This is a genomic window from Aeromonas sp. L_1B5_3 (genome assembly GCF_963866575.1).
Lineage (GTDB): Bacteria > Pseudomonadota > Gammaproteobacteria > Enterobacterales > Aeromonadaceae > Aeromonas > Aeromonas jandaei.
Genome location: NZ_CAWMDN010000125.1, coordinates 51,733 through 64,059, shown reverse-complemented (window position 1 = coordinate 64,059; position 12,327 = coordinate 51,733). Strand labels below are relative to the sequence as shown.

Below are 12,327 nucleotides of genomic sequence, written 5' to 3'. Positions count from 1 at the left end.
ATTTATAGCTCTACTTTCGCTCAACATTATTTGCTTTTTAGTTTATCCATTCAACAAAAAGATAGAAAAATGGCGTAAAAAGGCATCTTTAGGTCTCATAGTAAACCGTGATCACCCTCCTGATTTGAATAAAAGAGAGCGCGGACGCATTGTTTGCAACGCATTCATTCAACTATATTTGCGCCGCTTTCCCACATCCCTACAAAAAAGAAGGTTTTAATGGACGCGCATAGTACTACACTCGCCAGCCCCGTGATGGGCACCCTGGAATGGAAAGAGGCGGTTCGCTTCGACAGCACCGACTGGGGCTGGATCATCATGAGCATCGGCATGGCCATCGGCGCGGGGATCGTGTTCCTGCCGGTACAGGTGGGTCTGATGGGCTTGTGGGTCTTTCTGCTCTCGGCGGTAATAGGCTATCCGGCCATGTATATGTTCCAGCGCCTCTTTATCAATACCCTGGCCACCTCACCCGAATGCAAGGATTACCCCAGCGTCATCACCGGCTACCTTGGCAAGAACTGGGGTGTGCTGCTCGGCGCCCTCTACTTCGTGATGCTGGTGATCTGGGTCTTTGTCTACTCCACCGCCATCACCAACGACAGCGCCTCCTTCCTGCAGAGCTTCGGCGTCACCGACGGCCTGCTCTCGGAAAATCCCCTCTACGGTCTGGTGCTGATTTGCGGTCTGGTGGCGCTGGCCTCGCGCGGCGAAAACCTGCTATTCAAGATCTCCACCTTTATGGTGCTGACCAAGATCAGCGTGGTGGCCGTGCTCGGCCTGATGATGGTAGACAAGTGGGATGCGGCCAACATCACCGCCATGCCCGCCGCCGGTGACTGGATGAAGGATGCCATCATCATGCTCCCCTTCACCCTCACCTCCATCCTCTTTATCCAGAGCCTGAGCCCCATGGTGATCTCCTACCGCTCGCGGGAGAAGTCGCTGGAGGTGGCCCGCTTCAAGGCGATGCGCGCCATGAATATCGCCTTCGGCATCCTGTTTGTGGTGGTGTTCTTCTACGCAGTCTCCTTCACCCTGGCCATGGGTCACGATCAGGCGGTCAAAGCCTCCGAGGAGAACATCTCCGCGCTGGCGATGGTGGCACAGGGGATGCCCGGCCAGACCCTCAAGCTGCTCAGCCTGACCCTCAACATCTTTGCGGTAATGACCGCCTACTTCGGCGTCTATCTGGGCTTTCGTGAAGCCTGTCAGGGGCTGGCAATGAACCTGCTGCGCCGGGTGTTGCCGGACAACCGCATCAACAAGGGATTGGTGGGCAAAGGGATCATGGTGTTCACCGTCATGCTCTCCTGGGGTGCCATCGTGCTCAACGCACCGGTGCTGAGCTTCACCTCCATCTGCAGCCCCATCTTCGGCATGGTGGGTTGCCTCATCCCGGCCTATCTGGTCTATCAGGTACCGGCGCTGCACAAGTACAAGGGCACGTCCCTCTACATCATCATCGTCACCGGCCTGCTGCTCTGTGTCTCGCCCTTCCTGGCGTTCAACTGAGTAGCCAGATAACCAGACAGCCAACAGACGGGTCACCTTCGGGTGGCCCGTTTTCATTGCTATTGAGCTGGCAAAGAACAAAAAGCCAAGGGGATCACAACTTCCCCCTCTCCCTGACCGAAGTGCTGCGGCGAGGAGTAATATTCAGACATAACCGCATGCACCCGTCTTTTCGGGTATCGAGGCCTCATATGAAATGGATTTTCAACCCGGCTATCAGGCTGGGGAACCAGCTCTCTTTCAAATACAAATTTCTGCTCTGGTCCTGTCTGATGCTGCTGCCGCTGGCCTACAGCATGGCCAATCTGCTGGGACGGCTGCAGGATGACAACGAACAGGCCCGCAAGGAGCTGGCCGGTGTCATCAATCTGGCCCCCGTGCCCGCCATCGAGCAGGCGCTGCTGACCCACCGCAATCTGGTCACCCAGCACGCCTACGAACAGAACCCGGTGGGAGAGGATAAGGTTAAAGCCGCCGCCCAAGCCGTAGACGATAGCCTGCGCGCCTTTGCCGATACTCGTCAGGAAAATCCCGCTTTCGACGCCCTCAAACAGGGGTGGGCTGCCCTGCAGAGCGAAGGGAGCAAGCTGGAGGTTGATCAGAGCAATCTGCGCCACGACAAGCTACTGACCGAAGTGCGCCACCTCTACAAGAACATCACCGCCGCCAGCAGCCTGATCCAGGATCCGGCGCTCGGCACCTATTACATGGTGATCCTCACCAGCGAACGGCTACCGCAACTGCGCGACCTGCTGGCTCAGGTGCGGGATCGCGCCGCCACTATTGCCGACTTTGGCCTGTTTCAGGCGGAAGGGTACAGCGGTCTGCGCTTTCGCCTTGACCTCATCAACGCCACCCTGCAGGAGCTGGAAGCCGATCTGACCCTGCTCTACCAGATTGAACCCGCCTATCGCGCCGAGCTGGGCCAGCAGACCGATACCCTGCTGCAACAGGTGCGTCAGGGGGTCGATACCATGGAAAACAAGATGATGAAGGATCAGCTGGTACAGCTCTCAACCAAGGAGGTGCTGGCGCTGGGAGATGGGCTCGACAACACCATCACCAAGCTGGCAGGCCAGGTGCGCCAGCGGCTGGAAGCCGACCTGCATCAACGCATGGCAGCCAACCAGCGCCATTTCTGGTGGGTCACGGCGCCACTGACCGCCATCCTGTTGCTCTATATCTACCTGATGATCGGCGCCTATCTCTCCCTGCGCGACACCGTTGGCCGAGTACGGGAGATCGCCGCCCGGGTCAACGCCCAGGATCTCAGCCAGCACATCGAGATTGTCGGTCAGGATGAGCTGGCCGCCATCAGTCGGGATTACAACGTCACCCTGGAGACCCTGCGCACTCTGATGCGGCGGGTACGTGAAAACGGCGTCACCGTGGTGGAGAGCGCCACCGAGATTGAGGATCGCACCTGCCGCTCTCAGGAGGTGATCGCCGCCCAGCAAGGGGAGACCCATCAGGTGGCCACCGCCATCAAGGAGCTGGCTGCCACGTCACAAGACATGGCGGGCAACGCCTTGCAAGCTGCCCGCATGACTCAGGAAGCCCAGCTGGTGGTGGGTCAGGGCGAGGCAGTGGTCGATCGCACTATCAAGGCGATCGACCATATCAACCGCGAAGTACTGCGCACCGCCGAGAGCATTGGTCAGCTGGAGCAGCAGTGCAGCCAGATTGGCGGCGTCATCAGCGTGATCCGAGGTATCGCCGAGCAGACCAACCTGCTGGCACTCAACGCCGCCATCGAGGCGGCCCGGGCGGGAGAACAGGGACGCGGCTTCGCCGTGGTAGCCGATGAAGTACGCTCGCTAGCCAGTCGCACCCAGGGGGCCACCGTCGAGATCCAGCAGATGATTGAACAGCTGCAATCCGGCGCCCGTGCCTCGGTCAATGCCATGTCTGCCGCCAGCCGCGAAGCGCAGGAGGGGGTCGGTCTGGCCAAGGAAGCCCAACACGCTTTTGGCGCCATCACCGAGAAGGTGGATCGGATGGTCGATACCAATGCCATCATCGCCAGCGCCATCGAACAGCAGGGCGCCGTGGTCAACGAGATCGAACGCAACGTGGTGCGCATCTCGGATGGCAGCGACGAGGCGCTGCAAGTAGCCAACGCCGCCCGCGATGCCGCCCGCCAGATCCACCAGCTTACCGAGCAATTGCGCAGCATGGTGCAGAGCTTCATCCTCTAAACCGGCCTGATCGGGTCAGCCATCAGTTAAAACCAGCCTCGTCGGGCTGGTTTTTTATGCTCTGCTTCTACCCCGCTAACCCCGAGCGGGGTGATGCAAAAACCGTCATCGCTGTTGCGCGCAAGAGTGCCGCCAGAGTAAGCTCGGATGCAATAAAAAGAGTCGAACGCTACCTCCTTCCTGCACAAGTACAAGATACCGGCAAGAAAGTGGAAAAGCAGTTCAACCCGCGGAAGGTCACATCACGACAAACCCGTTCAGGCGAGGTATCGCAGATGGCGAAGTACCAGTTTTTCACCATGCCCGACTCCAACCGGCAGCAGTACACCTTTATTGACATGGCCTCCCCCACCTTTCTGCCAGAAAAAGAGGCGCTACTGGCGCAGGGATTTGAAGTCGAGGAGGATTTTATCGATGCCCGGAGTCCGCAAGAGGCGGTGGAGAAGTACCGCTCCAACTTCCTCTACGTGGCCGATGAAATAGGCAAATCAGACAGCAGCTACGGCTTTGCCGTCGCACTGCTGGAGATGGGCAAGAGAGTATTTGGCCGCAACTCGGGCCATTAATCGTTAAAGAAGGATTGGCCATCGCGACCACAGACGCGATGGCCACTGGTTTAGCAACAGGCCAGCTGGCGGAGCATCTCGATAAGCTCCTCTTCGCTGCTCGGCTCATAAGCAAGCTGCAGACATGGGGCCGCGCCCCCCATCAGCATGTAGACATTGGTGCTGCAGTGGTCGTAGTGATACCACTTACCATTGATGCAGACGTCGGTATAGCACCTCGGATCCCTTTCCAGTTCCATATTCACATCCTTTTGTTACATCTCCACAACATCACTTCTGACCGTAAAGTAACCGCCGCGGATCACACTTGATGCAGATCAAGAGAAGCGGCTGACAACCGCAGATATCTGCCGGATCTGTGGCCTGCACGGCCCGGAGTGGCCCATTGCTATCCGAATGAAGATGGGGAAAGCCCCGCGACAGCATTGCGGGCGTTCCACAACAAAAACGGCGCCCGCAGGCGCCGTTTTTTCATCACCCCGCCAAAGCGAGGGGCAAGCCAAAAGGCTTATTCGTCTTCCAGATAGGCGTAGCCTTGCAGACCCAGCTCCAGCTCGTCGAGCAGGGCTTTGCGGGTTGCGTCGTCCAACGCCGGGTGGGAAGCGATCCGCTGATAGTTCTCGCGGATCACGGACGGGTCGATGTTGACGTAACGCAGCAGCTGGTCGACGGTATCGCCGCGCACCACGTTGCGAATGTCCATCTTGCCCTCTTCGTCCAGCCACACTTCTGCGCAGTGGGTGTCACCGAACAGGTTGTGCAGATCGCCCAGGATCTCCTGATAGGCACCCACCAGGAAGAAGCCGACGTGGCACTCTTCGTTCTCGCCGTAAACCGGCATCGGCAGGGTGCTCTCGACCCCCAGACCGTCGACGTAGTGCTCGACCTGACCGTCGGAGTCACAGGTGATATCCATCAGGATGCCGCGACGGCTGAGCGGACGCTCGAGACCGGAGAGCGGCATCACCGGGAATACCTGACCGATACCCCAGGCATCCGGCAGGGACTGGAACAGGGAGAAGTTGGCAAAGCACTTGTCAGCCAGCTTTTCACTCAGTTCGTCAGCCAGCGCACGGTGGTTGCGGTTGACCGGATTGAGCAGCTCTTTGAGCGCCAGACAGGTGTTCTGATGCAGCATCTCGGCCCAGGCACGCTGTTCGAGGTTGAGCAGCCCCATGGTGTACTGGGTGTTGACGTCAGCCAGATCGGCTACCGAGTCGTGGAAGATCTCCAGCAGGGAGGGATCTTCACCGCTCAGATCCTGCCACCCTTTCCACATGTTCTGCAGAATGGTCGGCGCATCTTCGCCCGGCGCGCTGATGTCGTTCATCTCCACCCCTTCGGCACCAATTATGTTGGTGACCAGAACGGCGTGGTGAGCGGTCAGGGCACGGCCAGACTCGCTGATGATGGTCGGGTGCGGCAGGTCGAACTCGCGGCAGACATCGCCGATGCCCCATACCACGTTATTGGCGTACTCGGAGAGGCTGTAGTTGGCGGAGCAGTGGCTCTGGGAACGGGTTCCCTCGTAGTCCACACCCAGGCCGCCACCGACGTCAACGACTTCGATGTTGGCACCGAGACGACGCAGTTCGGCGTAGAAACGGCCGCACTCGCGGATACCGCCCTGAATGTCGCGGATGTTGGCGATCTGGGAGCCCAGATGGAAGTGCAACAGTTGCAGACAATCCAGCTTGCCGACACTGCGCAGACGCTCGATCAGCGCCAGGATCTGGGAGGCTGACAGACCGAATTTGGACATGGAGCCGCCGCTCGATTCCCACATGCCGGAGCCGGTGGAGGCGAGCTTGGCGCGTACGCCGATATTGGGCTTGATGTTGAGACGAGCTGACTCGTCCAGCACCATCTCCAGCTCGGAGGGCTTCTCTACCACGATGTAGACCTTGTGGCCCATCAGGTTGCCGAGCAGAGCGTGGCGGATATATTCGCGGTCTTTGTAACCGTTGCAGACGATCACCGAGCCTTGCTCATGGTGATGGGAAAGCACGGCCAGCAGTTCCGGTTTGGAACCAGCTTCCAGGCCAAGCCGGGGCTTGTCGCTGTAGGACTGGCTGATGGTCTCGATGACACGACGCTGCTGGTTTACCTTGATCGGGTAAACGCAGAGGTAGTCCCCTTCATAGCCTGACTTTTCGATGGCCTGACCGAAGGCATTGAACAGCGCATCGACCCGACTCTTGAGGATGTCGGGGAAGCGCAGCAGCACGGGGGTGGTCAGCCCGGACTGGCGCAACTGTTCGATGGCGTCAGAAAGCACGATCTGTGCGTCAGGGCGTGACTTGTCGGGAGCAACGGTCACATGACCGGCGTCATTGATATTGAAAAAACCCGCACCCCAGTAGGGAACGTTGTAGACCTTCAAGGAGTCCTTGCTGGACCAGTTAGTCATGGGCTATGCCTCGCAAATGAGCGACGGGAAGTCGCCTTCGTTACCCTCAATCACATCCAGACCATCTTGTACAAAGCAGTGTTGCGCTTTGCACATCGCGGCAAGCCAGAGGCTGCCTGGTGGATCTTGGGAAGTAACGAGTCTTGATGTGGGGCTGGTGGCTTTACATCAAGCTCAACGGTATGCGGTGCTACGTTACGTTGCGCCGCGGTACTTTGATGACAAACGACATCAGCCACGTCGTCCGTTCATCATTCGGCAGCCATCACGACAGCAGGAGAGGGTTCCAAGGAAGAGAAGCGAAGGCGCCAGCACGCATGCGTGTTGATAGACGACAACAACCACAGCCCAGCTCATATCCAGTGACCGCCCATGACAAGGGAAGATGATGAGCCGTTGGCCCACTCGGTCAAAAGAAAGATGAGTGTCTGTTGTTCTCCCTGATACCGGAGCCTAACCGGTATTAAAGAAACCATTCCCCAGCAGTGTCTGTCGTTTCTGCGTGCCTCGCCCTATAGGCGTATGATCCTTCCGGTTTCTGGCGGCTCTGCCTGCTTCAGGGTTACCTTCGGATCGGCGCGGAGTGTACACACTTACCGCGGGCGGTGACAATAAAAAATAGTGCTCAAAATCCGCTTTTAATAAGCCACTCAAATCTTGCTGGCGGGCAGGCGGGGGCTGGGATAGCGCATGATCGCCCCACCCCGTTATGCGCGCTGAAAAGAGTCGCTTTTCCCCCTCCAAAGAGGCAGCCCTTGTGATGCGTGACTTGCAGGCCAAACACCCCGCTGCCGACCATGATTAAAAATCCCCGAAGTGGCGACTTTTATGCGCAGTAAACCGGCAGCAGCTGTGCTTGTGCCCGCTGGTAGGACCAAGGCAAAAAATGGAAAAAACCTGCGCTGACGCAATGAGTGGTGGGGCTGGATTGGCGCAAAATGAGCGTTCACAACCGGAGGCTGATTAATGGATACCCTGCTTGAGCGTTTTTTGCGTTACGTGACTTTTCATACCCGCTCTGACGAGACCAATCCCGCCTGCCCGAGCAGCGAGGGACAACTGATCTTCGCCCGCGCCCTGCAAGAAGAGATGGAAGCGCTGGGGTTGACCCAGGTCACTCTGGATGAGCACGGCTACCTCACCGGCTGCCTGCCGGGCAACCAGCCGGATGCTCCCGCCATCGGCCTTATTGCCCACATGGACACTGCCGATTATGAAGCCGAGCACGTGGTGCCGCAGATCATCGAGAACTATCAGGGCGGCGATATCTGTCTTGGCAAGGGTGACGAGGTGCTCGCCATCCGTGACTACCGCTTCCTGAAAAACTATCTGGGGCAGGACCTCATCACCACCGACGGCACGACCCTGCTGGGCGCCGACGACAAGGCGGGTATCGCCGAAATCCTCAGCGCCATCGACCATCTGCAGGCGCACCCCGAGATCCCGCGGGGCGATGTCTGGGTCGGCTTTACCCCGGACGAAGAGATTGGCCGTGGCGCCAACCTGTTCCCGCTCGACCGATTCCCGGCCAAGTGGGCCTACACCGTCGATGGTGGTGAGCTGGGCGAGCTGGAGTTCGAGAACTTCAACGCCGCCAGCGCCAACATCCGCTTCGTCGGCAACAACGTCCACCCCGGCACCGCCAAGGGGAGCATGATCAATAGCCAGACCCTGGCCGCCCGCTTCCACGCCGCCATGCCGGCCGACGAGACCCCGGAGTGCACCGAGGGATATGAGGGCTTCTTCCATCTGGCCCAGATGAACGGCACCGTGGAGGAGAGCACTCTGCACTACATCATCCGCGACTTTGACGACCAGCGTTTCGCCGAGCGCAAGGCCTTGATGGAGAGCCGGGTGGCCGCCATGCAGGCCGGGCATCCCAAGGCGCGCATCGAGCTGACCCTGACCGACAGCTATCGCAATATGCGCAGCCAAATCGAGCCGCACATGCATATCGTCGAGCTGGCTCGCACCGCCATGGAGGCCGCCGACGTGGTGCCCAAGATCAAACCCATTCGCGGTGGTACCGATGGCGCCCGCCTCTCCTTTATGGGTCTGCCCTGCCCCAACATCTTTACCGGTGGTCACAACTTCCACGGCAAGCACGAGTTCATCCCGCTGCAATCCATGGAAAAAGCGGTCGCCACCCTGGTCGAGCTGGTGCGCCTCACCTCGGCCTGGCGCGGCTAAACCGGCCATCGTCACCACAGTGACAACCAAGAGGGGAGCAGCTTAACCGGCCCCCCTCTTTGCCATCAAACTGTCATCCGGTCGACATCTGCCGGGAACAGTAACCCGCCATGCTGGGGGCAAAGGATCGCCGGAGCCCCCAGATGTTCACTATCGATACCCTGCTTGCCCAGCACTTCCCGCGCCTCAATGGCCATCCCCGGCTGGCCAGCCTCGGCAAACGAGCCCTTGGCTGGCTGCTCAACGAACCCGCCTTTAACGACTTTGCCCTGCGCCATCCTCACCTGCGCGGGCTCGACTTTGTCGAGCAGGTGCTGGCGGAGCTGGCGGTAGATTGCCGGGTGAACGAGGCGCAGCTGGAGCACATTCCCGCCAGTGGCCGGGTCATTATCGTTGCCAATCACCCCATCGGCTCCATCGACGGGCTGGCATTGCTGCGCCTGCTCGGCCGCATCCGCCCCGATGTGAAAATCGTTGCCAACCGCTTGCTGGCCCAACTCGCGCCGCTGCGTCCCCTGCTGCTGCCGGTAGACAACATGGAGGGCAAGACCGACCGGCAGGCCATTCTGGCCATGGGGGATCATCTTGCCAGAGAGGGGGCGCTGGTGATCTTCCCCGCCGGCGAAGTGTCGCGCCTCGGCCCCGGCGGAATCAAGGATGGCCCCTGGCAGGGCGGTTTTATCAAGCTGGCCAAACGCACCGCCACCCCGTTGGTACCCATCCACGTGGGAGGGCGCAACAGCGTCGCCTTCTATCTCGCCTCCTGGCTCAACAAACCCGCCTCAGCCCTGCTGCTGGTGCGCCAGCTGTTTCGCCAGCAGGGGCAGATCCTGCCGCTCACCATAGGGGCGCGCATCCCGGTCACCGGCTTTCAGGAGCTGCCAGCCAAGAGCGCGGCAAAACTGGTGCGCAGCCACCTCTACCGGATTGGCTGCGGCAAGCCGGGACGACTGCAGACCGAAGCCCCCATCGCCCTGCCGGAGGATCGTCGCCAGCTCAAACAGGCCATCGAAAGCTGCGAGCTGCTCGGCACCACCCCGGATGGACAGGGGATCTACCTCTACCGCCGCCACGAGGCGAGCCACTCGGTGATCCTGCGCGAACTGGGTCGGCTGCGGGAGATCGCCTTTCGCGCAGTGGGGGAAGGTTCGGGCAAAAGACGGGATCTCGACCCCTTCGATGATGACTACCACCACCTTATCCTCTGGGATCCTGCCCGGCTCGACATCATCGGCGCCTACCGCTTCGCGCCGGTGGCCGAGCTGCTGGCCAGCAAGGGGCTTGGCGGTCTCTACAGCCACACCCTGTTCGGCTTTGAAGAGAAGCTGCTGCCACGGCTGGAGCTTGCCATCGAGCTTGGCCGCAGCTTTATCCAGCCCGCCTACTGGGGCAAACGGGGGCTCGATTATCTCTGGTTCGGCATCGGCGCCTATCTGGCCCGTTATCCTCGCTACCGCTACCTGTTTGGCCCGGTGTCGCTCTCCGGCAGCCTGCCACCGCAGGCCAAGGATCTGCTGGTGAGCTTCTACCGCCAGCACTTTGCCCCCGAGCTGGCGCTCGCCCCCTCCCGCCGCCCCTATCCCGCCACGCCAGCGCTGTTTACCGGTCTCGACTACGGCGTCGACCTCAAGGAGCTCAAGGAGCGTCTCGGCAATCTGGGTTGCGCCATTCCCACCCTCTACAAGCAGTACTCCGAGCTGTGCGAACCGGGCGGCGTCCAGTTCATGGACTTTGGCATCGACCCCGACTTCAACCACTGCATCGACGGGCTGGTGTGGGTCGATGTGAGCCGCATCAAGCCCCACAAACAGGCACGCTATATCGGCCCCCTCGCCAGCACGATAACCGGCGAATAGCCGAAGCTGACGGGCAACAAATGAAAAAGAGAGGGAGGCCAGCGCCTCCCTCTCTCATCTTGTCCGGCAATCCACTCTTACTCGGCAGCAGGTTTGCGATCCGAGTGACCCAGATCCCGCTCGGGTGCGATGACATCGCGCACCCGCTGCTTGATCTCCTTGGCCTCGGGGAAGCCGTCATCGACCACCCGATCCCACACCAGCACACCGTCCACCAGAATGCGGAACTCCCCTTTGCTGGCGGGCACCAGCGCCACCTCGCCCAGCTCGCTGTCGAAGGTGGAGAGCAGCTCCTGCGCCAGCCATGCAGCGCGCAGCATCCAGCGGCAGAGAGTGCAGTAGCGGATCTCGATCCGCGGTTTAACTGGGGAAAGGGTCATGTCGCTCATGCGGTTCTCCATCAAGGGCATCGAAAGGGAGCAGGGTAGCTCACTGCTCGACCCCGTGGAAGTCGGCCAGCCAGTAACGGGCGATGGTGCGCATGGTGGACTCCGGCAGCTCGAACAGGCCGGGCGCCAGCGGACCGGCGGCCAGCATGCGGATCCCCTCCATGATCTCAGCCAGCACCAGATAGACGTATTCGCCAATGACGGCGCCATGGACGAAATTGACCGCCTCGCCCCGGTTGAGCAGATAGATCTGGGTGCCATCGGGCCGGTTGAGGGCCAGCACATGGGGGCACACCTCCTCCGTCGGCCAGGGCAGCTGGGCTAGCGAGAAGGCGAACTCGTCGTCGGCGGAGGTGACCGAGGCGACCATGGTGCCGGGGCGCAGCAGTTGCAGATCCGCCAGATCGAGCGAACCGTTGCCGGTGGAGCAGATCACCAGCTCGGCGCGGCTCAGGGCCTCCGCCTTGCTGATGAGACGAAAACCGTGGGAGAGCGCCTCCACCTGACGCAATACGTCGGTCTCTACCAACCCGAGGTGAAGGTTGCGACAGCGCAGGTCGCGCGCGATGCTGCGCCCCACCTTGCCATAGCCAAACAGCGCCGCCTCGCAGACGTTGAAGGTACGGTTGAGATTGCGGGCCAGCGACTCGGCGGAGTAGACCACGCTCAGACCAATCTGGATATCCTCGGCCTGTTTCAGGGGGCTGCGCGCCACCGAGACCACCGGGGTCGCCAGCACCTCCTGCTCATAGCGCTGATGGCCGTTTTCGGTCATCTCCACCACCCCGAGCAGACGGGGGCCAAAGTATTCGCTGAGGGTCACCTGAGTCGTAGCAAAGTAGCCACCGATATCGAGGATCAACAGCCTCTCATGGGGGGCCACCAGCGGCGCGATCTGCTCGATGACGCCCTGCGGACAGTTGGTCCACTGGCGATTGAGTGGTACGACCGGATAGTGACGGGAGACCCACTCCAGGGTCGGGCCGTGTACCGATTTGGGTTTGGGCAGGATGGCGCCGATACGGCCAATCTGGCTGAGAGCCTCGATGAAACGGGGACGATCAGGAAGCAGGTGGGTAACCAGCAGAATGCAGAGACCTTCGATACGGCCCTGCCCGGTGAAATGGCGAAAAAACAGATGCTCAGATCCTTGACTGCGCAACTGTGGCCTCCTTAATTTGCCCCAAAATGTGTGCTGCAAAG

Annotated in this window: 9 protein-coding genes; 5 read left to right on the top strand and 4 right to left on the bottom strand. The window is 60.3% G+C overall.

Annotation, left to right across the window (positions count from 1 at the left end):
- Positions 1-219 precede the first annotated feature (219 nt).
- The 3 genes from AACR93_RS15535 (at position 220) to AACR93_RS15525 (ending at position 4,279) form a co-directional block, all read left to right on the top strand.
- Positions 220-1,515, top strand: a complete 1,296-nt coding sequence (locus tag AACR93_RS15535) for an amino acid permease (protein WP_043851253.1) — start codon at positions 220-222, stop codon at positions 1,513-1,515.
- A gap of 191 nt (positions 1,516-1,706) precedes the next feature.
- Positions 1,707-3,713 carry a methyl-accepting chemotaxis protein gene (locus AACR93_RS15530; protein WP_043851252.1) on the top strand — a complete coding sequence of 669 codons (2,007 nt, stop codon included), beginning with the start codon at positions 1,707-1,709 and terminating at the stop codon, positions 3,711-3,713.
- Positions 3,714-3,988: 275 nt separating this feature from the next.
- On the top strand, positions 3,989-4,279 hold the full coding sequence (locus tag AACR93_RS15525) for a hypothetical protein (protein ID WP_043851251.1): 291 nt from the start codon (positions 3,989-3,991) through the stop codon (positions 4,277-4,279).
- Positions 4,280-4,329: 50 nt separating this feature from the next.
- Here the strand turns inward: AACR93_RS15525 and AACR93_RS15520 are convergent, their stop codons facing one another.
- A complete protein-coding gene (locus AACR93_RS15520; RefSeq protein WP_033115019.1) occupies positions 4,330-4,518 on the bottom strand; it encodes a hypothetical protein in 189 nt (62 codons plus the stop codon).
- A 269-nt stretch (positions 4,519-4,787) separates the two neighbouring features.
- The gene (gene speA, locus AACR93_RS15515) at positions 4,788-6,689 is read right to left on the bottom strand and encodes a biosynthetic arginine decarboxylase (protein ID WP_043851250.1); all 1,902 of its coding nucleotides are present in this window, start codon (positions 6,687-6,689) and stop codon (positions 4,788-4,790) included.
- Positions 6,690-7,655: 966 nt separating this feature from the next.
- Here speA and pepT point away from each other — a divergent pair.
- Positions 7,656-8,879, top strand: a complete 1,224-nt coding sequence (pepT, locus tag AACR93_RS15510) for a peptidase T (RefSeq protein ID WP_043851249.1) — start codon at positions 7,656-7,658, stop codon at positions 8,877-8,879.
- Positions 8,880-9,022: 143 nt separating this feature from the next.
- Positions 9,023-10,735, top strand: a complete 1,713-nt coding sequence (locus tag AACR93_RS15505) for a lysophospholipid acyltransferase family protein (RefSeq protein ID WP_043851248.1) — start codon at positions 9,023-9,025, stop codon at positions 10,733-10,735.
- Between the two features lie 77 nt (positions 10,736-10,812).
- Here the strand turns inward: AACR93_RS15505 and AACR93_RS15500 are convergent, their stop codons facing one another.
- Positions 10,813-11,124 (bottom strand): SelT/SelW/SelH family protein, encoded by a 312-nt coding sequence (locus AACR93_RS15500; RefSeq protein ID WP_043851247.1) that lies wholly within the window; start codon positions 11,122-11,124, stop codon positions 10,813-10,815.
- A 40-nt stretch (positions 11,125-11,164) separates the two neighbouring features.
- Positions 11,165-12,286, bottom strand: coding sequence for an adenosylhomocysteinase (locus AACR93_RS15495; RefSeq protein ID WP_043851246.1), 1,122 nt, complete (start codon positions 12,284-12,286; stop codon positions 11,165-11,167).
- Positions 12,287-12,327 lie beyond the last annotated feature (41 nt).

Coding starts and splice junctions, on each gene's coding strand:
- AACR93_RS15520 (WP_033115019.1), bottom strand. CDS start 4,518: ATGGAACTGGAAAGGGATCCGAGGTGCTATACCGACGTCTGCATCAAT.
- pepT (WP_043851249.1), top strand. CDS start 7,656: ATGGATACCCTGCTTGAGCGTTTTTTGCGTTACGTGACTTTTCATACC.
- AACR93_RS15505 (WP_043851248.1), top strand. CDS start 9,023: ATGTTCACTATCGATACCCTGCTTGCCCAGCACTTCCCGCGCCTCAAT.
- AACR93_RS15525 (WP_043851251.1), top strand. CDS start 3,989: ATGGCGAAGTACCAGTTTTTCACCATGCCCGACTCCAACCGGCAGCAG.
- AACR93_RS15500 (WP_043851247.1), bottom strand. CDS start 11,124: ATGAGCGACATGACCCTTTCCCCAGTTAAACCGCGGATCGAGATCCGC.
- AACR93_RS15530 (WP_043851252.1), top strand. CDS start 1,707: ATGAAATGGATTTTCAACCCGGCTATCAGGCTGGGGAACCAGCTCTCT.
- AACR93_RS15535 (WP_043851253.1), top strand. CDS start 220: ATGGACGCGCATAGTACTACACTCGCCAGCCCCGTGATGGGCACCCTG.
- speA (WP_043851250.1), bottom strand. CDS start 6,689: ATGACTAACTGGTCCAGCAAGGACTCCTTGAAGGTCTACAACGTTCCC.